18 protein-coding genes are annotated in these 24,447 nt (G+C 70.8%); 12 read left to right on the top strand and 6 right to left on the bottom strand.

Annotated elements, in window-relative coordinates; genetic code table 11:
* Positions 1–58: 58 nt before the first annotated feature.
* The 3 genes from J2X55_RS16595 to rsmI form a co-directional block, all read right to left on the bottom strand.
* The gene (locus J2X55_RS16595; protein ID WP_309824798.1) at positions 59–1,039 is read right to left on the bottom strand and encodes a TatD family hydrolase; all 981 of its coding nucleotides are present in this window, start codon (positions 1,037–1,039) and stop codon (positions 59–61) included.
* Between the two features lie 5 nt (positions 1,040–1,044).
* The gene (gene metG, locus J2X55_RS16590; protein WP_309824743.1) at positions 1,045–2,637 is read right to left on the bottom strand and encodes a methionine--tRNA ligase; all 1,593 of its coding nucleotides are present in this window, start codon (positions 2,635–2,637) and stop codon (positions 1,045–1,047) included.
* 136 nt (positions 2,638–2,773) lie between these two features.
* Positions 2,774–3,592 carry a 16S rRNA (cytidine(1402)-2'-O)-methyltransferase gene (gene rsmI, locus J2X55_RS16585; protein WP_309824742.1) on the bottom strand — a complete coding sequence of 273 codons (819 nt, stop codon included), beginning with the start codon at positions 3,590–3,592 and terminating at the stop codon, positions 2,774–2,776.
* 23 nt (positions 3,593–3,615) lie between these two features.
* Here rsmI and J2X55_RS16580 point away from each other — a divergent pair, with 23 nt between their 5' ends.
* A complete protein-coding gene (locus tag J2X55_RS16580; protein ID WP_115920820.1) occupies positions 3,616–5,190 on the top strand; it encodes a phospholipid carrier-dependent glycosyltransferase in 1,575 nt (524 codons plus the stop codon).
* 139 nt (positions 5,191–5,329) lie between these two features.
* Here J2X55_RS16580 and J2X55_RS16575 read toward each other — a convergent pair whose 3' ends face one another.
* From J2X55_RS16575 to J2X55_RS16565, 3 genes are all read right to left on the bottom strand, one after another.
* Positions 5,330–7,147 carry a DUF255 domain-containing protein gene (locus J2X55_RS16575; RefSeq protein ID WP_309824739.1) on the bottom strand — a complete coding sequence of 606 codons (1,818 nt, stop codon included), beginning with the start codon at positions 7,145–7,147 and terminating at the stop codon, positions 5,330–5,332.
* A gap of 19 nt (positions 7,148–7,166) precedes the next feature.
* A complete protein-coding gene (locus J2X55_RS16570; protein ID WP_115920824.1) occupies positions 7,167–8,003 on the bottom strand; it encodes an aldo/keto reductase in 837 nt (278 codons plus the stop codon).
* An 86-nt stretch (positions 8,004–8,089) separates the two neighbouring features.
* On the bottom strand, positions 8,090–9,490 hold the full coding sequence (locus J2X55_RS16565) for an aminotransferase class I/II-fold pyridoxal phosphate-dependent enzyme (protein WP_309824738.1): 1,401 nt from the start codon (positions 9,488–9,490) through the stop codon (positions 8,090–8,092).
* Positions 9,491–9,623: 133 nt separating this feature from the next.
* On the opposite strand from J2X55_RS16565, the gene J2X55_RS16560 reads away from it, so the two are divergent.
* The 11 genes from J2X55_RS16560 (at position 9,624) to J2X55_RS16510 (ending at position 24,165) form a co-directional block, all read left to right on the top strand.
* Entirely contained in the window at positions 9,624–10,472 is an 849-nt protein-coding gene (locus J2X55_RS16560) for a nitrilase-related carbon-nitrogen hydrolase (RefSeq protein ID WP_309824737.1), read from the top strand.
* Position 10,473: 1 nt separating this feature from the next.
* Positions 10,474–11,910, top strand: coding sequence for a dihydropyrimidinase (gene hydA, locus J2X55_RS16555; protein ID WP_309824735.1), 1,437 nt, complete (start codon positions 10,474–10,476; stop codon positions 11,908–11,910).
* A gap of 11 nt (positions 11,911–11,921) precedes the next feature.
* Positions 11,922–12,950 (top strand): TIGR03842 family LLM class F420-dependent oxidoreductase, encoded by a 1,029-nt coding sequence (locus J2X55_RS16550; RefSeq protein WP_309824734.1) that lies wholly within the window; start codon positions 11,922–11,924, stop codon positions 12,948–12,950.
* A complete protein-coding gene (locus tag J2X55_RS16545; RefSeq protein ID WP_309824732.1) occupies positions 12,947–13,918 on the top strand; it encodes an ABC transporter permease subunit in 972 nt (323 codons plus the stop codon). The genes J2X55_RS16550 and J2X55_RS16545 overlap by 4 nt, the downstream gene beginning before the upstream one ends.
* Positions 13,915–14,715 (top strand): ABC transporter ATP-binding protein, encoded by an 801-nt coding sequence (locus J2X55_RS16540; protein ID WP_115920835.1) that lies wholly within the window; start codon positions 13,915–13,917, stop codon positions 14,713–14,715. Before J2X55_RS16545 ends, J2X55_RS16540 begins: the two co-directional genes overlap by 4 nt.
* Entirely contained in the window at positions 14,712–15,488 is a 777-nt protein-coding gene (locus tag J2X55_RS16535) for an ABC transporter permease subunit (protein ID WP_309824729.1), read from the top strand. The genes J2X55_RS16540 and J2X55_RS16535 overlap by 4 nt, the downstream gene beginning before the upstream one ends.
* A 54-nt stretch (positions 15,489–15,542) precedes the next feature.
* Positions 15,543–16,715 (top strand): ABC transporter substrate-binding protein, encoded by a 1,173-nt coding sequence (locus J2X55_RS16530; protein WP_309824727.1) that lies wholly within the window; start codon positions 15,543–15,545, stop codon positions 16,713–16,715.
* 85 nt (positions 16,716–16,800) lie between these two features.
* Positions 16,801–18,054 (top strand): LCP family protein, encoded by a 1,254-nt coding sequence (locus tag J2X55_RS16525; RefSeq protein ID WP_309824725.1) that lies wholly within the window; start codon positions 16,801–16,803, stop codon positions 18,052–18,054.
* Between the two features lie 64 nt (positions 18,055–18,118).
* Entirely contained in the window at positions 18,119–19,276 is a 1,158-nt protein-coding gene (locus J2X55_RS16520; RefSeq protein ID WP_309824723.1) for a glycoside hydrolase family 3 N-terminal domain-containing protein, read from the top strand.
* Between the two features lie 101 nt (positions 19,277–19,377).
* The gene (locus J2X55_RS16515; RefSeq protein WP_309824721.1) at positions 19,378–23,646 is read left to right on the top strand and encodes a DUF3418 domain-containing protein; all 4,269 of its coding nucleotides are present in this window, start codon (positions 19,378–19,380) and stop codon (positions 23,644–23,646) included.
* A 66-nt stretch (positions 23,647–23,712) separates the two neighbouring features.
* Positions 23,713–24,165, top strand: coding sequence for an NUDIX domain-containing protein (locus J2X55_RS16510; RefSeq protein WP_309824719.1), 453 nt, complete (start codon positions 23,713–23,715; stop codon positions 24,163–24,165).
* Positions 24,166–24,447 lie beyond the last annotated feature (282 nt).

Raw genomic sequence — 24,447 nt, 5'->3', positions numbered from 1 at the left:
TGTGCGCGTCGGCCGGCCGCGTGCAGGGCCTCGGCGATCCGCGGAGGACGCGCGGGGCTCAGTCCTCGAAGGCGCCGTAGACGCGCAGCGTGTTCGCCGCGACCTGCGCGCCGAGCTCGTCGGCATCCATCGCCAGCTCCGCCGCGAGGAAGCGCAGCGTCACGGGGATCAGGTACGGCGCGTTCGGGCGACCGCGGTAGGGCACCGGGGTGAGGAACGGCGCGTCGGTCTCGACGAGGATCCGCTCGAGCGGCGTCACCGCGAGGGCGTCGCGCAGGTTCTGCGCGTTCTTGAACGTCACGTTGCCCGCGAACGAGAGGTAATACCCGCGGTCCGCCGCGACGCGCGCCATGTCGGCATCGCCCGAGAAGCAGTGAAACACCGTCTTGTCGGGGGCACCGACCCTCTCGAGGGTCTCGAGCACGGCCTCGTGCGCATCGCGGTCGTGGATCTGCATCGCGATGTCGTGCTTCTTCGCCAGCGCGATGTGCGCCTCGAAGGAGCGGATCTGAGCCGGGATGCCGTCGGCCTCGGTCCGGAAGAAGTCCAGGCCCGTCTCGCCGATCGCCCGCACGCGCGGTTCGGCGGCGAGGTCGTCGATGACCGCGATCGCGGCATCCAACTCCCCCGCCCGCTCGTAGACCGGCGCTTCGTTGGGGTGGATCGCGACCGCGGCCAGGACCCGGGGGTGGGAACGCGCCGCCCACGCCGACCAGCGCGAGGAATCGACGTCGCCGCCGGCTTGCACGACGCCGTGGACGCCGACGGCCAGAGCGCGCTCGAGCTGCTCGTCGAGCGAGAGGCCCGTCTCGCCGTCCTCGATCTCGAGGTGGGTGTGGTTGTCGTAGACCGGGATGCCGAGGGGCTCGGGCGCCGGCGGATAGCTCACGTCGCGACGTCCGTCGACCGAGCGTTCCCGGACGTACTGGCTCGGGTCGCCACCGTCGAGGGTGCCGCGGGGGCGTTCGACGGGCGTCGAGCCGGCGACGGGGGCGGCGGAGCCTCCGACAGGTTCGGGGACCGCCGCCGCACCCGACATCTCGGTCACGCCTGCTCGACGCGCGGGAACAGCGGGGTGAGCGCGTTCACCGTGGAGCCCGGGCGCAGCACGCCCCACGATCCCGCTTCGCGAAGGGGCTGATCCCGCAGGTCGCCGAGGCTCTCGGACGCGCCCAGCGCGAACCACAGCTTCTCAGTCGACGCCGGCATGACCGGCGACAGCAGCACGGCGAGAGCGCGCAGGCCCTCGGCGGCGGTGTACAGCACGGTGCCGAGGCGCTCGCGCGTGGCGTCGTCCTTCGCCAGGGCCCACGGCTCGTTCTCGGTGATGTACCCGTTGAGCGCGTCGACGATCGTCCAGATCGCGGCGATCGCCTCGTCGATGCGGAAACGCTCCACGGCGGCATCGGCGTTCGCCGCGGCATCCGCCACGATCTTCTGGATCGTCAGGTCGCTCTCGGTGTACGCGCCGGGCTCGGGCACGACGCCGTCGAAGTACTTGGAGATCATCGCGATGGTGCGGGACGCCAGGTTGCCGAAGCCGTTGGCCAATTCGGCCTGATAACGGGCCGAGAGGTCTTCCCACGAGAAGGAGCCGTCCTGACCGAAGGCGATCGCCGAGAGGAAGTAGAACCGGTACGCGTCGGAGCCGAAGACGTCGGTGATCTCGGTCGGCGCGATGCCGGTGAGCTTCGACTTCGACATCTTCTCGCCGCCGACGAGCAGCCACCCGTGCGCGAAGACGCCGCGGGGCACGTCGAGACCCGCCGCCATCAGCATGGCCGGCCAGATGACGGCGTGGAAACGCAGGATGTCTTTGCCGACCACGTGGTACGCGGGCCAGCGGCGCGCGAACTCCGCGGTGACCTCGCCGGTCTCGGGGTCGGTGCCGTACCCCACGGCGGTGGCGTAGTTGAGCAGAGCGTCGACCCACACGTAGATGACGTGCGAGGGGTCCCACGGAACGGTGATGCCCCAGTCGAAGGCGGAACGCGAGATCGAGAGGTCTTTCAGACCGCTGCGCACGAACGAGACGACCTCGTTGCGCGCCGATTCGGGGCGCACGAAGTCGGGCTCGGTCTTGTAGAGCTCGAGCAGGCGGTCCTGGAACTCGCTGAGCTTGAAGAAGTAGTTCTTCTCTTGCAGCAGCTCGAGGGGCTTCGAGTGGATCGCGCAGACCTTGAGCCCTTCGAAGGGCCCCGTGCCGTCGACGATCTCGGCCTCGGGCTTGAACTCCTCGCAACCGACGCAGTACAGCGCCTCGTACTCGCCCGCGTAGATGTAGCCCCGGTCGAACAAGGCCTTCACGAACTGCTGCACGCGCTCCTCATGGCGCGGCTGCGTGGTGCGGATGAAGTCGTCGTTGGCGACGTCGAGGGTCTCGAGCAGCGGGAACCACGACTCGGTGACGAGCTTGTCGACCCACTCCTGCGGCGTCACGCCGTTCGCGGCGGCCGCTCGCAGCATCTTTTGGCCGTGCTCGTCGGTGCCGGTGAGCATCCACGTGTCGTCACCCGCCTGGCGGTGCCAGCGCGCGAGCGTATCGACGGCAACCGTCGTGTACCCGTGCCCGATGTGGGGCAGATCGCTGGGGTAGTAGATCGGCGTCGTGATGTAGAAAGATCGGCCGGAAGTCACTCGGAGATTCTACGGGGAGGCACAGACGCGCCCGACCGTGTGTCGGTGCACATACGTCCCGCGCGCGAGGGGCCACTTCTTGTCGCCGAGAAACGCGCCAGGCGACGGTTCTTGGCCCCTCACGCGCCGGAGGGGCTCAGCGCTTGACGGCCAGCGCCGCCTGATACAGCTCGCGTGAGGAGTGACCGGTCTGCGACGCCACCTCGGCGGCGGCCTCTTTCAGCCGGGTGCCGCCCCGGACGATCTCGAGCACCTGGGTCACGGCATCCGGGAACGCCACCTCGCGCGCGGTCGCGCCTCCGACGACGATGGCGATCTCGCCGCGGACGCCCTCGGCCGCCCACGCGGCGAGCTCGGCGAGGGTTCCGCGCATGACCTCCTCGTACAGTTTGGTGAGCTCGCGGCAGACGGCCGCCGGACGATCGGCGCCGAACGCGCTCGCGAGATCGTCGAGGGTGGATGCCAGCCGGGACGGCGACTCGAAGAAGACGAGGGTCCGCTCCTCCGACGCGAGCTGCGCGAAGGCCTTGCGGCGCTCCCCCGGTTTGCGGCGCGGGAAGCCCTCGAAGGCGAAGCGGTCGGTCGGCAGACCCGCGACGGCCAGGGCCGTCACGACGGCACTGGGCCCGGGGATCGCGGTGACCGTGACCCCCGCGGCAGCAGCGGCGGCGACGAGCCCGAACCCGGGGTCGCTGACGGTGGGCATTCCCGCGTCGCTCAGCACCAGCAGATCGTCCTCGCGCGCGAGTTCGACCAGTTCGGCCGCCCGCTCTTTCTCGTTGTGGTCGTGCAGGGCGATCAGGCGCGGCCGGTTCTCGACCCCGAGTCCCGCGAGCAGACGCTGCGTGGTGCGGGTGTCTTCGGCGGCGACGACCGTGGCGTTCTCGAGCGCCTCGATGAGACGCTTCGAGGCATCGCCCAGGTTGCCGATGGGAGTCGCCGCGAGGATGATCACCGTTCCACCTTAGGCTGGGGGCCGTGACCACCGCCGTCCCTCCGCTGCTCCCTCCCGTCGAGCAGACGCGCATCGACCGGTGGCGCGATGCCCTGCTCGCGAGCCCTCGCGGCTTCCGCCTCTGGCGATGGCTCGCACCCGCCCTGGTCACCCTCGTGGCGGCCGTGCTGCGCCTGATCGACCTCGGTAATCCGCACCAGCTCGTGTTCGACGAGACGTACTACGTGAAGGACTCGTGGAGTCAGTGGGTGCTCGGCTACCCCTCGACATGGCCCGACGAAGCCGACGCGAAATTCGTCGCCGGCGGCACCGATGTCTTCACCGGCATCGGCAGCTACGTCGTGCACCCCCCGCTCGGGCGCATCCTCATCGGCGCGGGCATGGCGCTGCTCGGCCCCGACTCGGCGACGGGCTGGCGCATCTCCGCCGCCGTCTTCGGCACCGCGACCGTGCTGCTGGTGTACCTGCTGGCGCGCACGCTCACCCGGTCGATCCCCTTCGCGACGGTGGCAGCCGGTCTCATCGCGATCGACGGCCTCGGCATCGTGCTGAGCCGCATCTCGCTGCTCGACATCTTCTTGACGTTCTTCATCGTGCTGACGTTCTGGTTCGTCGCTCTCGACGCGCGGCGGAGCACCGATCGCTTGCGCACCGCCCTCACGGCCCTCCCGGAGGGAAGACACACGTGGGGCCCGGTGCTGTGGGCGCGGCCGTGGCTCGTCGCCGCAGGAGCGGCCGCGGGCGCGGCCACCGCCGTGAAGTGGTCGGGACTGTATGTGCTCGCGGCCGTCGGCCTGTACGCGGTCGTCACCGACGCCGTCGCCCGTCGTCGCGCCGGGATCGAGCAGTGGCCGATGGATGCCGTGCGCCAGGGGCTCGTGTCGTTCGTGCTGCTCGTGCCGGTCGCCGTCGTCGTGTATCTGGCGAGCTGGTCGGGCTGGCTGTTCACGAACGGCGGGTGGATGCGCGGCACCCCGGTCGCTGCGACGGGCATCTGGGGGTGGGTCCCCGAGCCGCTTCGGCAGCTGTGGGCCTACCACCAGGAGATGTACAACTTCCACGTCGGGCTCGTCACCCCGCACAGCTACGCCAGCCCCGCCTGGCAGTGGCCGCTGCTCATCCGCCCCACCTCGATGTACTGGCACCAGGACCAGGCGGGCGTCAACGGCTGCACGCTGCCGACGGGCTGCACCGAGGCGATCTCGAGCATCGCGAACCCGATCATCTGGTGGGCGGGGGTCGCGGCATCCCTGTATCTGCTCGTGCGCTTCGTCATGGTGCGCGACTGGCGGCGCCACGCCCTCGTGCTGACCGGGCTCGCCGCCACCTACGTGCCCTGGCTGCTGTACCCCGAGCGCACGATCTTCCAGTTCTACACGGTGGCGATGCTGCCCTTCCTGGTGCTCGCCCTCACCTTCGCGCTGCGCGACGTCGCCCGCGGGGTCCGGGGCGCGTCGCGAGCGAGCGGGCAGGTGCTCGTGCTGGCGTTCCTCGGGCTCTGCGTCGTGATCTCGGCGTTCTGGTACCCCGTGTGGGTGGGGTTGCCCGTGCCGTACGAGTTCTGGCGCCTGCACAACTGGCTGCCGACCTGGATCTGACGCGACGCGCGCGGCGGTCGCGTGCGGGATGGACGTGCCACAGAATCGGTGACGTGCCACAGGTGCGGATCGCCCGGGGTGCGGCATCCGAATCCGTTTCACACATCCGGATCTGCGACGAACCTCCGCGAACGGGGGCTCAGACCAACCGCGCCGCATCCGTCGTCGGCAGTGCGCAGGTGAAGGCACGGCAGTCGTAGGCCGTCGCCTCGCCGCCCAGGGCGATCTTGCCCTCGAACAGCTCGAACCCCGCCGCGGCGAAAGCGGCGGCCTGCGCGGACGACACCACCGCCACCACGTCGGCGGTGACGCGGCGGGCGGCGTCGGCGATCTCGGCATCCGTCTCGCCCACCACGACCACCTGGCGCGGAGCGGTGACGAGACCGAGCGCGACCTCGAGGATCGCGCCGTGGGCCAGGGGCGACGACAGCGCGACGTCGGCGGCGGCCCGCACCAGGGTCTCCGCCGTGCTGCGGTAGCGCTCCCCCGCCCCGAGCCGCCACAGGTCGAGGGCGGCGGCGGCGAGAACGGACGGGCCCGAGGGCGAGGCGCCGTCGGTGGGGACGGCGTGCGAGTGCATCCCCTGACTCACGAGCACGGGGTCGCCTCCCCCGGGCGGATGGATGCCGTCGTCACCGACGCACAGATCGACGAGCGCGCGTGCGCGCACCGCGTAGGCGACTTCGCCGGTCGCACGCGCGAGCGCGAGGAGGCCCCGCGCGAGTCCGCCGTAGTCCTCGAGCGTCGCGGGGGCGGCGGAGCGGACCTCGTCGAGCGAGGCACGGCGCAGCGTCCCGTCGTCGGCGACGTTGCTCTCGAGCACGGCGTCGGCGGCCCAGCGCGCCGCTTCGAGGAAGCGCGGGTCGGTGCGGGTTCCGGCGGCAGCAAGAGCGGCGATCGCGTGACCGTTCCAACCCGTGACGACCTTCGCGTCGAGAGCGGGGGGCTGCAGCGCCGAACGGTCCGCGACCCGGTAGTACCCGCCCTCGTTGCGGACTCCGTCGATGATCGATTCCGAATCCTGGGCGGCGGCGATCCCGCCCGAGGGCAATTGCAGCACGTCGACGAGAAAGCGGGCGGCGTCGGTCGCCGTGGCGTCGTCACCCGCGGCGAGCGCGACCTCGACGAGACCGGCGTTGTCGGTGAGCATGCGCTCGTAGTGCGGCACGCTCCAGTCGCGGCGCGTGGCGTAGCGGAAGAAGCCGCCCTCGACCGTGTCGTGCAGGTCGGAGCGGGCCATGGCGGAGAGGGCTCGGGATGCCACGTCCGCGGCCTCCGGAGCATCCGAGGACAGAGCGGGGTGCTGCAGGAAGCGCAGGACCGGGGTGTTCGGGAACTTCGGGGTCTCGAACGCGGGGCCCGCGGCGAATCCGGAGTACTCGCGGTCCTCCCGCCCGGCGACGGTGCGCGCGGCGGTCACGAGCTGGTCGAGGGACGGCGGGGCGTCGGCCGGGGCGGTGACCGCGGCGGCCAGGGCGTCGCGGAGCGAGGAGCCGGTGGCATCCACTTCGCTACGACGTTCGGTCCACGCCTCGCGCACCGCGGCGAGCACCTGACGGAACGAGGGCTGAGGCGGGCGGGGAGCCGGCGGGAAATACGTTCCGGCGTAGAAGACGCGACCCTCGGGGGACGCGAAGACGGTGAGGGGCCACCCCAGGTGAGGGGTGAAGGCGGAGGCGGCGTCGAGGTAGGCGGCATCCACGTCGGGATGCTCTTCGCGGTCGACCTTGATCGAGACGAAGCCCTCGTTCAGGATGCCGGCCGTCTCGGCATCCTGGAACGACTCGCGCGCCATGACGTGGCACCAGTGACAGGTGCTGTAGCCGATCGAGATCATCACCGGGACGTCTCTCTCGGCCGCGAGCGCGAACGCCTCGGCCCCCCAGGGGAACCACGCGACGGGGTTGTCGGCGTGGGCCCGCAGATAGGGGCTCGAGGCGTTCGCGAGGCGGTTCATGCGCGCGTCTGCGCCGACGTCAGTTGAGGTCGTCGGGGTGCGTGCCGACGCGGCCCGAGCCGTCGCCCGGGTCGACCGCGTCGATCGCGGCCATCTCGTCGGCGGTGAGCTCGAAGTCGAACAGGTCGAAGTTCTCTTCGAGGCGCTCGCGGCGCACCGACTTGGGGAAGACGATGAAGCCGTGCTGGATGTGCCAGCGCAGCACCGCCTGGGCCGGCGACTTGCCGTGGGCCTCGGCGGCATCCTTCACCGCGGGGATGTCGAACAGGTCGTACTTGCCCTGGCCGAGAGGACCCCACGACTCGATGTGCATGTCGTGCTCCTGGCCCCAGGCGGCGATCTCGCGCTGGCTGAGGGCCGGGTGCAGCTCGATCTGGTTCACCACGGGGGTGACGCCGGTCTCGGCGACGATGCGATCGAGGTGCGGGACCAGGAAGTTCGAGACGCCGATCGAACGGGCCTTGCCGCTCTCGCGGATCTCGATCATCTTCTGCCACGCGTGGACGTAGTTGTCGTTCTTGGGCGTGGGCCAGTGGATCAGGTACAGGTCGACGGCGTCGAGCTGCAGCTTCTGCAGGCTCTCGTCGATGGCGGCGAGGGGTTCGTCGCCCTCGTGGCGGTCGTTCCAGAGCTTGGTGGTGACGAAGAGCTCGTCGCGCGGGATGCCGCTGGCGGCGATGGCGCGGCCGACTCCCTCTTCGTTCTTGTAGATGGCGGCGGTGTCGATGTGGCGGTAGCCGACCTCGAGGGCCTCGGACACGGCACGCTCGGCGTCGTCGGCGGGCACGAGGAACACGCCGTAGCCGAGCTGGGGGATGGAGTTTCCGTCGTTGAGCTGAACTGAGGGAACGGTCATGCACCGAGCCTAGAAGAATCGATTCGAAGCGGCTTCGGGGTTGACGGGGTACGCACGACAGGGACGAGGCCCGCGCGTCGCGCGCCTCACGACAGCGGCGGGGCGAAGGCCGCGCGGGCGAGCGCCTCGGCGACGAGCCGGACGTTCTCCGACACCGAGCCGCCGGTCACGCGCACGCGCCCGCCTCCCGATCCCGCCTCGGGCGATGCGTCGACGACGAAGGGCGTTCCGGCGGCCACCGCGATCCCCTCGGCGGCGAGACGCACGATCGCCGCGCGCTCATCGAGCACGGGAACCCACAGGTTGATGCCGTCGGGTGCGCCGACGTCGACCCCGCATCGCCGCAGCGCGTCGGCGAGGCGGTCGAGCCGGTCGCGATAGATGAGGCGGGCGGTGCTGACGGCGGCGATCGAACTCGAATCGGTCAGGAGTTCTCGCAGCACGCTCTGGAGCAGACGCGACGTCCACCCGGGGCCGAGCATGCGGCGCCGGACGATGCGTTCGACGATGTCGGCGGGACCGCCGAGGGCGGCGATCCGCAGATCGGGGCCGTGCGATTTCGAGAAGCCGCGCACGTGCACCACCTGAGCGGGGATCCACCGCGCGAGAGTGACGGCGGGTGCCGTGGCGATGAGCGCCGAGTGGTCGTCTTCGATGACGGTGACGCGGCGTCCCCCGGGGACGGTCAGCAGCACGTGGGCGAGGCGGCGGGCTCGCTCGGCCGACATCGACACCCCCGTCGGGTTCTGTGCGCGCGGCTGCAGCACGAGCGTTGAGGGCTGCCGCGCGAGCGCCCTCGCCAGCGACGACGGAAGGATGCCGTCGGCATCGCTCTCGAGCGGGAGCGGGATACCGCCCGCGGCGTCGACCAGATCGAAGATGTACGGGAATCCCGGGGACTCCACGGCGACGCGATCGCCGAAACGGACCACCTGGTCGACCGTGCGGGAGATGCCGTCGAACGCTCCGTCGACCACCGTGAGCGCCTCGACGCCGCCCACGGGCCACTGCTCCACCAGCACGTCGTAGAGCTCGGGCAGCACGGGGAGGTCGTGATACCGACCCGTGTCGGCCCGCGGGCGGGCGCGCGACAGCGCCCTCTCGATCGACGGCAGGAGTGCGGGGTCGGGCGTTCCGCGCGAGAGGTCGAGGCGGGCGGAGGCAGCAACGCGACCACCGAGCCCCCGGGGCGGGATGGGAACTCCACGTGCCTCGACCGCCAGCCCCCGCACGCGCGGGCTCAACCATTCCCGCCGTTCGGAGCGCACGAAAGACCCGGCGCGTCCGCGCGAGACGATCACCCCCGCGTCGGCGAGCGCACGCCACGCCGCGGCCACGGTTCCGGTCGACACCCCCAATTGCGCCGCGACGGCGCGGACGGTCGGCAGGCGCTCGCCCGGCAGCAGCGTCCCATCGGTGACGAGGCGCGCGATCTCCGAAGCGAGACCCGCCGAGGAGCGCTCGGTCAGCGCCTCGGCTTCCAGCATGTCGCCCTCACCCTCGTCGTCGCCCGCGAGAAGCGCTTCTCTTCACCGTGTTGTCACGCGCGGAAATCGTCGGGAAATGTTCAGACGCGACAGTAACAGAACACGGCACCGGCCGTGAGATCGGGAGAATCGCATGACGACCGTGCGCGCAGCCATCACGCAGACCACCTGGACCGGCGACAAGGAATCGATGCTCGACAAGCACGAGCAGTTCGCCCGCGACGCGGCCGCGGCGGGCGCCGAGGTCGTGTGCTTCCAGGAGCTCTTCTACGGCCCCTACTTCGGTATCACGCAGGACCAGAAGTACTACCGCTACGCCGAGCCGGTCGACGGACCCATCGTGCAGCGGTTCGCAGCGCTCGCGAAGGAGCTGGGACTCGTCAGCGTGCTGCCGATCTACGAGGAAGCCCAGACCGGCGTCTACTACAACACCTCGGTGCTCGTCGACGCCGACGGGACGGTGCTCGGGAGCTACCGCAAGAACCACATCCCGCACCTCGAGAAGTTCTGGGAGAAGTTCTACTTCCGCCCGGGCAACCTCGGTTACCCCGTCTTCGAGACCGCGGTCGGCAAGGTCGGCATGTACATCTGCTACGACCGGCACTTCCCCGAGGGATGGCGGGAACTCGGCCTGAACGGCGCGCACATGGTGTTCAACCCGAACGCCACCAAGCCCGGCCTGTCGAACCGCCTCTGGGAGGTCGAGGGCCCGTGCGCGGCGGTGGCGAACGGCTACTTCGTGCTGCAGCCCAACCGCGTCGGCCGCGAGGACAACGAGTACGGCGACGAGGCCGTGTCGTTCTACGGCACGAGCCAGGTGATCGACCCTCGCGGCAACCACGTCGGCGCCGTCGGCTCGTCGGAGCACGAGGAGGTGCTCATCCGCGACCTCGACATGGACCTGGTGCAGCAGATGCGCGACGACTGGCAGTTCTACCGCGACCGCCGCCCCGACACCTACGGCGAGATCGTGGAGGCCTGAGATGGCGACGACCCTGATCACGGGCGGCACCGTCGTCTCGGCGACGGGCCGCAGCGCCGCGGACGTGCTGCTCGACGATGAGACGATCGCCGCCGTGCTTGCGCCGGGCTCAACCCTGCTGGGCCACGACCTCGCGGCATCCGTCGACACCGTCATCGACGCGACGGGCAAGTACCTCATCCCGGGCGGCATCGACGCGCACACGCACATGCAGCTGCCCTTCGGTGGGACGAGTGCGTCGGACACGTTCGAGACCGGCACCCGCGCCGCGGCATGGGGCGGAACGACGACGATCGTCGACTTCGCCGTCCAGCGCGCCGGAGAGCGCGTGCAGGACGGCCTCGCGCACTGGCACGAGCTCGCCGCGGGCAACTGCGCGATCGACTACGGCTTCCACCAGATCGTCGGAGGGGTGGATGCCGACTCCCTGGCCGCCCTGCCCGGCTTGATCGACGAGGGCATCTCGAGCTTCAAGATGTTCATGGCATACCCCGGCGTCTTCTACGCGGACGACGCGCAGATCCTGCGCGCGATGCAGGTTGCCGCCGATACCGGCCTGCTGACGATGATGCACGCGGAGAACGGCCCCGTCATCGACGTGCTCGCGGAACAGCTCATCGAGAAGGGCAAGACATCGCCGTACTTCCACGGTGTCGCCCGCGCCTGGCAGATGGAGGAGGAGGCCACGCACCGCGCGATCATGCTGTCGCACCTCACGGGGGCTCCCCTGTACGTCGTGCACGTCAGCGCCAAGCAAGCGGTCGAACAGTTGGCCTGGGCACGCGACAACGGCCAGAACGTCTTCGGCGAGACTTGTCCGCAGTACCTCTACCTGTCCCTCGAGGATCAGCTCGGGGCGTCCAGCGAGGAGTGGGGCGATTTCGAGGGCGCCAAGTGGGTGTGCTCGACGCCGTTGCGGTCTAAGCACGAGGGCCACCAGCACCACATGTGGCAGGCGCTGCGCACCAACGACATCCAGATGGTCTCCACCGACCACTGCCCGTTCTGCATGAAGGACCAGAAGACGCTCGGCCAGGGCGACTTTCGGGCCATCCCCAACGGCATCGGCTCGGTCGAGCACCGCATGGACCTCATGTACCAGGGCGTCGTGACGGGACAGATCACGCTCGAGCGCTGGGTGGAGCTGACCAGCACGACCCCCGCGCGCATGTTCGGCATGTACGGCAAGAAGGGCGTCATCGCCCCCGGCGCCGACGCCGACATCGTCGTCTACGACCCGGCCGGGCACACCTCGATCGGCGTGGGCAAGACCCACCACATGAACATGGACCACTCCGCGTGGGAGGGCTACGAGATCGACGGTCACGTCGACACCGTCATCTCGCGCGGCAAGGTCGTCGTCGACGACGGCGCCTACATCGGCGCGAAGGGCGACGGCCGCTTCGTCAAACGCGGCCTGAGCCAGTACCTGGTCTGAGAGGAGAACCCATGGATTTCGGCGTCGTCCTGCAGACCAACCCGCCCGCCGCCCGCGTCGTCCAGCTCTCGCAGCTGGCGGAGGCACACGGCTTCAGCCACGTGTGGACGTTCGACTCGCACCTGCTGTGGGAAGAGCCCTACGTCGTCCACTCGGCGATCCTCGCCGCCACCCGCCGCATCACCGTCGGTCCGTTCGTGACGAACCCCGCCACTCGCGACTGGACGGTCACGGCATCCACCTTCGCCACCCTCAACGAGATGTACGGCAACCGCACGATCTGCGGAATCGGTCGCGGCGACTCGGCCGTGCGCGTGACGAACGGCCGGCCCACGACCCTGAAAGCGCTGCGCGAGTCGGTGCACGTCATCCGCGAGCTCGGCAACTCCCGAGCGGTGGAGTACAACGGCGCGACCCTGCAGTTGCCCTGGAGCCGCGGCTCGAAGCTCGACGTGTGGGTCGCGGCCTACGGTCCTCTCGCCCTCAAGCTCACCGGCGAGGTGGCCGACGGGTTCATCCTGCAGCTGGCGGACCTCGACATCGCCGAGTGGATGATCGCGACGGTCCGCAAGGCCGCAGAAGAGGCCGGACGCAACCCCGACGACATCGCGTTCTGCGTCGCTGCTCCGATGTACATCGGCGACGACACCCCCGAAGCGCGCGCGCACATGATCGAGCAGTGCCGGTGGTTCGGCGGGATGGTCGGCAATCACGTTGCCGACATCGTGTCGAAGTACGGCGCCGGCTCCGACGTGCCCGCAGCCCTGACCGATTACATCGCGGGGCGCACCGGCTACGACTACAACTCGCACGGCAAGAGCCACAACGACCACGTCGACTTCGTCCCCGACGAGATCGTCGAGCGTTTCTGCGTGCTCGGCACGGCCGAGGAGCACATCGCCAAGCTCGAGAAGCTGCGGGCGCTGGGCGTGACGCAGTTCGCCGGGTACCTCCAGCACGACAACAAGGAGGAGACGATGCGCGTGTACGGCGAGACCGTCATCCCCGCCCTCACTCCCCCGGTGACGGCGAAGCGGTGACCGACCAGGTGGTGGCACCGGGGACGGCCGCGGTCGTCTCGGAGGAACGGATGCCGCGCGGCAGGCGTTCCTCCCGGGGGCGCGCTACCGCGATCCGCGTGGGCTGGGGCGTGGCCGGTGTCGCCGCGGTCATCGCCGTGTGGGAGCTGTACAAGCTGCTCGGCCCCGCGGACGGTGTCACGGCGGGTGGCGACGGATCGGCCGGTTCGGGCGTCATCCTGCTGCCCCGCACGCACGACCGCGCCATGCCGCACGTGTGGGAGATGGTGACGCGGATGTTCGCGCCTACCAGCGGTGGCGACACCCCGCCGCTGATCGTCTCGGTCGCCGCTGCGGCCGGCACGACCCTCGCCCTGGCCGCCCTCGGGTGGCTCATCGGCGTCGTCGTCGGATCCCTCCTCGGGGTCGCGATGCAGCGCTGGCGCCTCGTCGAGGCGGGGCTTCTGCCCTGGATCGTGGTGAGTCAGATCGTGCCGCTCATCGCCTTCGCCCCGGTCGTCAACGCGATCGGCACGCAGGTCGACCGGTCGGGCTTCCCCTGGCCTCCGTGGTTGTCGGTCGCGTTGATCGCGTCGTACCTGGCGTTCTTCCCCGTCGCGATCGGCATGCTGCGCGGGCTCTCCGCCCCCGACGCCCTGCACCTCGACCTCATGCGGGCCACCTCTGCCGGGTGGTGGCAGACACTCGTGCGCCTGCGTCTTCCCGCGGCCGTTCCGCACCTGCTGCCGGCGCTCCGCCTCGCGGCGGCCTCCGCCGTCGTCGGCGCGGTCGTCGCCGAGGTGTCCATCGGTCTGCGCGGCGGCATCGGACGCATGCTCATCCAGCTCGCCGGTCAAGCATCGTCCGACCCGGCCGCGCCGTGGGCCCCTACGTTCGGCACCGTCGTGATGGGACTCGTCGCCGCGGGCGGCGTCGCCCTGATCGGCGTCGCCCTTCACCGTTTCCGTCGCGGAGAGGACACCGCATGACCATTTCCTCCGACCTCGCCGTCCGGGCGTCCGGCATCGGCAAGGTGTTCCCGAGCGCGGGCGGCGAGGTGACCGCCCTCACCGGCGTCGAGCTCGAGGTGGCGGCGGGTGAGTTCGTGTCGCTCATCGGCCCCTCGGGGTGCGGCAAGTCGACGCTGCTGCGCCTCATCGCCGACCTCGACAGCGCCACGAGCGGCGACCTGACCCTCTACGGCAAGACCGCGCGACAGGCGCGGCTCGACCAGGACTACGGCATCGCCTTCCAGCAGGCGGCCCTGCTGCCGTGGCTGACGGTCGCCGCGAACATCGCCCTGCCCCTCGACCTGCACAGGTGGCCGAAGGCCCGTCGCGACGCGCGCGTCGCGGAACTCGCCGACCTCGTCGGTCTCACCGACTTCACGGGCCGCTACCCCGACCAGCTCTCCGGCGGCATGCAGCAGCGCGTCGCGATCGCCCGCTCCCTCGCCGCGCAGCCGAAGCTGCTGCTGATGGACGAGCCGTTCGGCGCGCTCGACGAGATGACCCGCGAACGGCTGCAGTCCGAGCTCGCGCGCATCGCCGCCGAGACCGGCGCGGCGGTGGTGTTCGTCACGCACTCGATCCCCGAGGCGGTGTTCCTCTCCGACCGCGTCGTGGTCATGAGTCCACGGCCGGGGCGCATCACCGACGTGATCGACACCCGTCCCGGCCGCCCGCGCGACGAGGCCCTCCGCGAGTCCCCCGAGTTCTTCGCACGCGTCACCGCCGTCCGTGAGGCGCTGCACGGTGCGCCCGTCCTCCGGGCGAACGAACGATGAACGCCACGTCGCTGCCCGGATGGGCGCGCATCGCCGCGCCCGTGGCCGTCGGGGTCGCGGGGCTGCTCGCCTGGTACGCGTTCGTCGCCTCGGGGGGCGCCCCGCGGATGCTGCCCGACCCGTTCGCCGTCGCGACCGAGCTCGTCGAGCGCTTCCCCCTGGTGTGGGAGGCCGCGGGCATCACCGGCGCCAACGCCCTCGTCGGTCTTCTCGCGGGCACCGTGGTCGCCGTGCTCCTGGCCGCTCTGGCGGCGACCTGGCGTCCCGTCGACGGGATGACCGCTCCCCTCGTGGCCGCGCTCGCCGTCGTGCCGATCGTCGCCCTCACCCCCATCCTCAACACCATGTTCGGCGCGTCGAGCCAGTTCGGCCGGCAGGCGGTCGCGGGGATCGCCGCCTTCGTCCCGGTGTTCGTCAACACCCTCCGGGGGCTCCGGCAGACCCGCCCGGTTCAGCGCGACCTCTTCCGCGCCACCGCCGCCACCGGCGGCCAGACGTTCCTGCGCCTCACGCTCCCCACCGCGCTGCCCTACCTGCTCTCGGGCGTGCGGGTCGCGGCATCCCTCGCCGTCATCTCCGCCCTCGTCGCGGAGTACTTCGGCGGCCCGGCCGACGGGATCGGCACCGCCATCGCCACCTACGCCAAGTCCGGACGCGCGGCGCTCGCGTGGGCGTTCGTGGGCGGAGGCATCGCGATCGGGCTGCTCTTCTTCCTCCTCACCGCCCTGCTCGAACGGATCGTGGCGCGGCGCCTCGGCGCCCTCCGTCCGTAGACCCTCACCGCCTGCTCCACCCGAACTGCTCCACCAGACCCGGAAGGACCACCCATGAGACACAGCACCCGCCGCGCTCTCGGCGCGATCGCGGGAGTCGCCGTCGCGGCCCTCGCTCTCTCCGCCTGCTCGGGCGGAGGATCGGCGTCCTCGTCGTCCGACGACGACTTCACGCCCCTCACCTCGGTGAAGCTGCAGCTGCAGTGGCTGCCGCAAGCGCAGTTCGCCGGCTACTACGTCGCTCTCGACAAGGGCTACTTCCAGGAGGAGGGCTTCGACGACGTCGAGGTGCTGCCCTCGGGCGGCGACATCGTGCCGCAGGATGCCCTCGTCGCCGGCGACGTCGACTTCGCCGTCGCGTGGGTGCCGAAGGTGCTCGGCACGCTCGAGAACCAGGGCGTCGAGCTCACCGACATCGCGCAGGTGTTCCAGAAGTCGGGCACGACCCAGGTGTCGTGGAAGGACTCGGATATCACCAGCGTCGACGACTTCGAGGGCAAGCGCATCGGCTCGTGGGGCTTCGGCAACGAGTGGGAGATCTTCGCCGCGATGGCCGACAAGGGCCTCGACGCCTCGACCGTGAAGATCACGACGCAGGACTTCTCGATGAACGCTCTGCTCGACAAGGACGTGGATGCCGCGCAGGCGATGACCTACAACGAGCTCGCGCAGCTGCTCGAGACGGTGAACCCCGCCACGGGGAAGCTCTACACGATGGATGACATCAACGTCATCTCGTACGAGGACACCGCCGGCGCGATGCTCCAGGACGCCATCTGGGCCGACACGAAGCGTCTGGCCGACGACCCGGCCTACGCCGACGCCGCGAAGCGCTTCCTCAAGGCCGTCGTGAAGGGCTGGGTGTTCGCGCGCGACAACCCGACCGAGGCCGCCGACATCACCTACATGGCGGCCACAGCACCGGGCGTCGATGCCTTCCCCGTCGGCCCCACGCACCAGCTGTGGCAGATGAACGAGGTCAACAAGCTCATCTGGACCGGTGGCGACTTCGGCGTCATCGACTCCGCCGCGTGGGACAAGACGGTGCAGGGCGCGTTGAAGGCCGTGAATCAGGACGGCCTGAACCTCATCACCGCCGAGCCCGCCGACTCCGCGCACTCGAACGAGTACATCGAAGACGCGCTGAGCGAGCTGAAGGACGAGGGGGTCACCGTCGACGGCAGCTACACGCCGATCGAGGTGACGCTCACCGAGGGCGGCAAGTAATCGCACCCGGGGTGGGGCGGTCGGCTTTCCGACCGCCCCACCCGTCATGTGGCCCGGCCGCGAATCCGCGTGGTTGACTACCCAGATGACGCCGCAGCCCCCCACCCGGCACGCTCGACGCGATCGCTCCTCGGCCTGGCGCCGCGGAGCGAAGCTCGTCGCGATCGCCGTCACCGTCGTGCTCGTCGCGGCCGTGGCGGTCGGTGGCTTCTACGCCTTCTCCCTCTCGCAGCGGCTGCAAGAGGCCGCCGTCCCCCTCAAGGACGCCCCGGCCGAGCCGCCCGCGCTGAGCGCGTACAACGAGCCGTTCTCGGTTCTCGTCGTCGGCACCGACGAGTGCGACGACCAAGTGAAGGCCGCTTTCGGCGCCCGCTGCTCCGACCCCGGCAACGAGGGGACGCGCAACGACGTCAACATGCTCGTGCACGTGTCGGCCAATCCCCGACGCGTGACGGTCGTCTCGTTCCCGCGCGATCTGCAGATCGGCATCCCGGAGTGCACGAATCCCGACGGGGCGGTGTCGGAGGCCTCGTACAAGGCGCCCATCAACTCCGCCTACGAGACGGGCGGGCTGACCTGCGTCGCCGACACCGTGTCGGAGCTGAGCGGTCAGAGCATCCCCTTCGCCGCGAAGGTGAGCTTCGGCAACGTCGTCAACATCACGGACGCCATCGGCGGCGTGGAGGTCTGCATCGGCGGCGACGGCATCGACGACCCCGATGCGGGCATCGACTGGGAGCCCGGTCCGCGGGTGGTCAAGGGCTACGACGCCCTGGCGTTCCTGCGCACGCGCAAGGGCATCGGCGACGGCAGCGACCTGGCCCGCATCGGCAACCAGCAGCAGTACCTCTCCCGCCTCATCAACAAGCTGCGCAGCGACGAGGTGCTCTCCAACCCCGGAACGCTCATCGGCCTGGCCAACACCGCGGTGAACAACATCGAGCCGAGCGAGAGCCTCGCCGACCCGATCCGCATCGCGCAACTCGCGTACACGCTGAAGGACGTCCCGTTCTCGGACATCACCTTCGTGCAGTTCCCCGTGGTCGACGACCCCGCCGACAACAACCACGTCATCCCCGACCAGGCTTCGGCGGCGACGCTGTGGGAGGCGCTGGACACCAACGCTCCCCTGCAGCTGACCGGCCAGGAAGGCGCGAACGGCGGCGTCATCGCCGACCCGTCCGCTCCCACCTCCGCGCCGAGCGAGCCCGCCCCCGAGGCGAGCACCCCCGCCCCGGATGCCACGGACGCCAGCACCGCGCCCGGCGTGGTGGAGCTCCCGAGCAACGTCAGCGGCACCAAGGCGAACCAGGCCACGTGTTCCGCGGGCAACGGCTGATCGAGGCCACCGGGTCGTGGTCAAGGCCCGGGAACCGTCCAGAGTCGTCGGGGAGCATTGCGGGGTGAAAACCGCCACGCGCTCGACGACCCTCCTGCTGCTCGCGGCCCTGGCCCTCACCGCGTGCGCGCCGGCCGCGGACCCCGCGCCGTCGGCATCCCCCTCCCCCACCGCGACCCCCACCCCCACGCCGACCGCGACTCCCGATCCCCTCGCGGGAATGAGCCTGTCCGACAAGGTGGGCCAGATGTTCATGGTCGGCACCTCGGTCGAGGGCGCCAACCCCACGACCCTGGCGGCGGTACGCGACGACCACGTCGGCGGGATCTTCCTGCACGGCCGATCGGATGCCGGGTACGAGGCCACCGCGGGACTGATCGGGCAGTTCACCTCGACCGTCGCCGCGGGCGCCCCGGAACTCTGGGTGGCCACCGACCAGGAGGGCGGCACCGTCCAGGTGCTGAAGGGACCGGGATTCGACCGCATCCCCTCGGCGGTCGAGCAGGCGACCGAGACCGACGCGGCTCTGCGGTCATCGGCCGCGGCCTGGGGCGCGCAGCTCGCGCAGGCCGGGGTGGACATGAACCTCGCGCCCGTCGCCGACATCGTCACGAGCCCGGAGTTCGCGGCATCCAATCCTCCGATCGGCGCGCTCGCGCGCGAGTACGGCTACAACCGGGCCACGGTCGCCGCGAAGGTCGGGGCGTTCGCCGCGGGCATGCGCGACGGCGGCGTGATGCCCACCCTCAAGCACTTCCCGGGCCTCGGTCACGTCGACGAGAACACCGACACGCGCACGGGCGTGACCGACGACACGGTCACCGCGGACGGCGCCGATGTGGGCGTCTACGACAACGTCCTGCCGCAGGGCGACGCCATCGTCATGATGTCGACCGCCATTTACGCGCAGATCGACCCGGGCGCACCCGCCGCGTTCTCGCCCGCGGTGGTGAACGTGCTGCGCGACCGCGTCGGCTTCGACGGGGTGATCACGGTCGACGACCTCTCGGCCGCCCGGCAGGTGCAGCCGTGGTCGCCCGCAGACCGCGCGACGCTCGCGGTGGACGCCGGTGTCGACCTGCTTCTCGTATCGGCCGACCCCTCGGTGTATCCCGAGATGCACCAGGCCGTGCTGGCTCGTGCCGAGGCGGACCCCGCGTTCGCCGCCAAGGTGGATGCCGCTGCCCGGCGGATCATCGAGCAGAAGGCATCGATGCCCTAGGACGCACGGCGCGTGAGTGGCCGGGATCGGTCGCTTCCGGTGCCCGCGGAGCGACAGGATCTGGCGCCTCACACCCGACGCGAGCGATACCCTGGAAGGCTGTGTCTGTCGAACCCGTCATCGTCTACCCGCCCGAGCTGCCCGTCAGCGCCGCGCGGGACGAGATCGCGCGCGCCATCCGCGACCACCAGGTCGTGATCGTCGCCGGCGCGACCGGCTCGGGAAAGACGACGCAGCTGCCCAAGATCTGCCTCGAGCTCGGCCGCACCTCGATCGCCCACACCCAGCCCCGACGCATCGCGGCGCGCACGATCGCGGAGCGCATCGCCGACGAGATGCAGGTGCCGCTCGGCTCGACCGTCGGCTACAAGGTGCGCTTCACCGACAAGGTGTCGGCCGATACCCGCGTCGCGCTGGTGACCGACGGCATCCTGCTCAACGAGATCCACCGCGACCGGCTCCTGCGCCGCTACGACACGATCATCGTCGACGAGGCGCACGAGCGATCGCTCAACATCGACTTCCTGCTCGGGTACCTGCGCCGCATCCTGCCCAAGCGCCCCGACCTCAAGGTCATCGTGACCTCGGCGACCATCGACCCCGAGAGCTTCGCGCGCCACTTCGCTGCTCCGCCCGCCCAGCCCGGCGGCGAGCCAGTTCCGGCGCCGGTGATCGAGGTGTCGGGGCGGACGTACCCCGTCGAGATCCGGTATCGGCCGGTCGACGGGGCGGACGAGGCGGGCGAAACTCCTGAGGATCCGGATGCCGACAGCCCCGAGCCCGCGTCATCCCGCGGCCGCGCCGCGCCGGCGTCGCAGAAAGTCAGGAGTTCGGCACGGACCGGCGCGAAGCCCGGCCGTTCCGACGACGACGCTGACGAGGTCGGGGCCGTCGTGGCGGCCCTGCGCGAGCTCGATCGGGAGCCCGCGGGCGACGTGCTCGTCTTCTTCCCCGGCGAGGCCGAGATCCGCGACGCGGCGGACGCCATCCGCGGCGCGTACCAGAAGGACGCGGCACCCACCGAAGTCCTCCCCCTGTACGGGCGGCTGTCCGCCGCCGAGCAGCACCGCGTCTTCGAGCGCTCGACCGTCGCGGGGGTGCGCCGCCGCATCATCCTCGCGACCAACGTCGCCGAGACGAGCCTGACCGTCCCCGGCATCCGGTACGTCGTCGACACCGGGACGGCGCGCATCTCGCGCTACAGCAACCGCTCGAAGATCCAGCGTCTGCCCATCGAAGCGGTGTCGCAGGCGTCGGCGCAGCAGCGCTCGGGCCGCGCCGGCCGTACCTCGCCGGGTGTGGCGATCCGGCTCTACTCCGAAGACGATTTCACGCGTCGGCCGGAGTACACCGAACCCGAGATCCTGCGGACGTCGCTGGCATCCGTGATTCTGCAGATGCTCTCGCTCGGCTTCGGCGACATCCAGGCCTTCCCGTTCCTGACGCCGCCGGACTCGCGGGGCGTGAAGGCGGCGTTCGACCTGCTCGTCGAGCTGGGCGCCGTGAAGCTGCCGGCTCCGGGGACGCGCGGCGCCGACACCTCGCGCGACCGCGACGTGCGCGGCGACGGCGACCCGTCCCGGCGTGACCGCGGTCGCCGCGCAGACGACGGCCCGAGGCTCACCGAGATCGGCCGTGAGATCGCACGCCTACCGATCGACCCGCGCTTCGCCCGCATGCTCATCGAGGCGCGACGAAACGACGTGCAGCCCGAGGTGCTCGCGATCGTGTCGGGCATGTCGATCCAGGACGTGCGCGAGCGCCCCGAGGAACGGCGCGAGGAGGCCGACCGCTTCCACGCGCGCTTCACCGACCCGACGAGCGACTTCCTCTCGCTGCTCAACCTGTGGGAGTACCTGCAGGAGAAGCAGGCCGAGCTCGGCTCGAGCGCCTTCCGGCGACTCTGCCGGAGCGAGCACCTCAACTACGTGCGCGTACGCGAGTGGGTCGACGTGCACCGGCAGCTGCGGTCGCTGGGGGGCGAACGCGGGTCGGGCGAGTCGCGCGGCGACGGCGGGCGCGGCGACGGTGGGCGCGGGCGCGGTTCGAGGAACCATGTCCCACTTATGGCTGGTTCAGACCCCTCCAGGCCACACAAATCGGGACCTGGCTCGCACGTATCGGGACACGGTTCGGTCAGCACCGACCAGGGCGACGGCCCCGAGGGCCACGCCGCGGGCGACGCCATTCATCGCGCGATCCTCTCCGGGTTGCTGTCGCACCTCGGCATCCTGGATCCGCGCACGATGGCGCAGGCCAAAGACCGCAAGGCTCCGGGTGATACCCGCCCCACCAAGGGCGAATACATCGGCGCGCGCGGGGCGCGGTTCGCAATCTTCCCCGGGTCGGGGCTGAAGAAGAAGCGCCCGTCGGCGGTCATGGCCGCCGAGCTCGTCGAGACCTCTCGCCTGTTCGCCCGGACGGTCGCCGCCGTCGACCCGGCGTGGGCGGAAGAGCTCGCCCCCGACCTGGTGAAGCGATCGCTGAGTGAGCCGCACTGGTCGAAGGATGCCGGCTCCGCCGCCGCCTATGAGAAGGTCACCCTCTTCGGGGTCGAGATCGTCGGCCGCCGCCGCGTGCAGCTCGCGCGCTTCGACCGCCCGCTCGCGCGCGAGATGTTCGTGCGACACGCGCTGGTGGAGGGCGAGTGGGATCCCTCGGTGCTCGACAAGCGCCTCACGACGTTCCTGCGCCGCAACCAGGAGCAGCGCCGCCTGCTCGAGAAGATCGAGGAGCGCGAACGACGCCGCGACATCCTCATCGGCGACGAGGCGGTGTTCGCGTTCTACAACGCGCGGATCCCCGCCGACGTGACCGACGTGCGCTCGTTCGAGACCTGGTGGAAGGACGCCTCGAACCGCACGCCGCACCTGCTCGACCTGCGCGAGTCCGACCTCACCGGCGACCGGGCCCAGGGCGATGACCGCGCCTTCCCCGCTCGGTGGCGCCAGGGCGACCAGACCCTCAACCTCGCCTACCGCTTCGAGCCGGGCGCGGCCGACGACGGCGTGACGGTGGTCGTCCCGCTGCCGCTGTTGGCGCAGCTGAGGCCCGACGGCTTCGACTGGCAGGTGCCGGGCATGCGCGACGAGCTCGTCACCGCGCTGCTCCGCGCGCTGCCGAAGACCATCCGCCGCAACGTCGTGCCCGCGGCCGACTGGGCCGAGAAATTCTCGGCCGAACTCGCCGAGAAGGGCCCCGAGCACGCGAACGGCCTGCCGAAGACGACGCTCGTCGACGCGCTCGCCGCCCTCGTGCAGCGCGTCGCGAACCAGCGGGTGAGCGCGGCCGACTTCGAGCTGGACCGGGTTCCCGGCCATTTGATGCCCTCGTTCCGCGCCGTCGACGCGCGCGGGCGCGCGATCGGCAGCGACCGGGACCTCGCGACCCTGCAACGCCGCCTCGCCGACCGCGCGCGATCGAGCGTCGAGTCGGCCGTGACGCGCGAGCGCCCGGCTGCCCGATCGGCTGCGAAGGTCGCCGAGGCCTCACCGGCGTTCGCGTCGCGCTCGAAGCTCACCGCGTGGGACTTCGACGGACTCACCGAGGTCGTCGACACCCCGGTCGCCGGTGGCGTGGTCCGCGGGTACCCGGCGCTCGTCGACGAGGGCGACAGCGTCGCCCTGCGCGTCGAGGCGACACCCGAGGACGCCGCGCGACACACCCGTGCCGGCATCCGCCGCCTGATGCTGCTCGCCGTCCCCTCCCCCGCCACGTACGTTCTCGACCACCTCACCGCGAACGAGAAGCTCGCGCTCGCGGCATCCCCGTACCAGAACGCCAAGGCACTCATCGAGGATGCGCGCGTGGCCCTGGCCGACGACGTGCTGCTGCGAGAGAGCACGAGCGGCGTCGTCCGGACGAAGGCGGGGTTCGAGCGGGTGCGCGATGCGTACTCGTCGGTCTCGGTCGAGCGCACCTTCCAGACCGTGTCTCTCGCGGCCAGGATCCTGCTCGCGCAGCGCGAGGTGGACCGAGCGATGAAGGACGCCTCATCGATCACCCTGCTCGGTGCGCTGAACGACGTGCGCGGCCAGGTGAAGGGACTGATCTTCCCCGGCTTCCTCTCGCGCACGGGCCTCGCGCGACTGCAGCACCTGCCGCGCTACCTCGCGGGAGCGCTCGAACGGGTGAAGATCCTGTCGGACAACCCCGGCCGCGACCGCCAACGCATGACCGAATACGAGCGCGCCGCCGCGGGCTTCGTGGATGCGGGAGGGACGATGCCCCTCCCGGCGGACGCCCCCGCGAACCTCGTGCACACACGTTGGCTGCTCGAGGAACTGCGCGTGAGCCTGTTCGCTCAGCGCCTCGGCACGGCCGAGCCCGTGTCGCCGCAGCGCATCGCGAAGGCGCTGAAGGGCGCGTGAGTCGCCGGGGCTCGCCCCTGACGAGACCCACGGCTGGCGACGGACGCACAGACTTAGACTCGACGGATGCCGATGTCGGACTACGTGCGCTCAATCCGGGCGCGGATCGGATCAGACCTGCTCCTGCTGCCCGGGGTCACGGCAGTGATCCGCGACGGCGACCGGTTCCTGCTCGCGCGAGATCGCCACGGCGGCTCCTGGAGCCTGATCGGCGGCGGGGTGGAACCCGGGGAGGAGCCCTCTGAGGCGCTCCTGCGCGAAGTGCACGAAGAGACGGGCGCGTCGGTCCGGATCCGCGGCATCGTCGGCGTCTACGGCGGAGAACCGATGATGGTCACCTATCCGAACGGCGACCGCGTCGGATACGTCACGACCGCGTACGACTGCGAACTGCTCGGCGACGCCGTCGCCGACGGCGACGAGCTGCTCGAGATCCGGTGGTTCGATCGCGAGGCGATCACCGCTCTCGATCGCCGTGACTGGATCGATCGCATGATCGCCGACGTCGGCGCACCCTGAGCCCGATCATCCGCAGGTCTCGCGTGGCACGGGCCGGAACCCCGTCTTCTGGCAGTTTTCTCGCGGGACCTGGCCGCTGACCGAACCTCCTCGGGGGGCTTGCTGAGTTAGCTTCAAACCAGCAGCGCGCCCGGCAGAACGACGAGCGTTTACGCCGCGGAGATCTCGGCGCGTCACCGCGACGTCATTCTCGTGGGGGGCGGGGCGCCGGCGGCGGGGGGCGGCGGCGGGCCCGCCCGCCGGCCCGCCCCCCCCCCGCCCCCCCGCGCCCGCCCCGCCCCG

The organism is Microbacterium sp. 1154 (genome assembly GCF_031455375.1).
In the GTDB taxonomy this organism is placed as follows: domain Bacteria; phylum Actinomycetota; class Actinomycetes; order Actinomycetales; family Microbacteriaceae; genus Microbacterium.
This window is presented reverse-complemented; position numbering and strand designations above follow the sequence as displayed.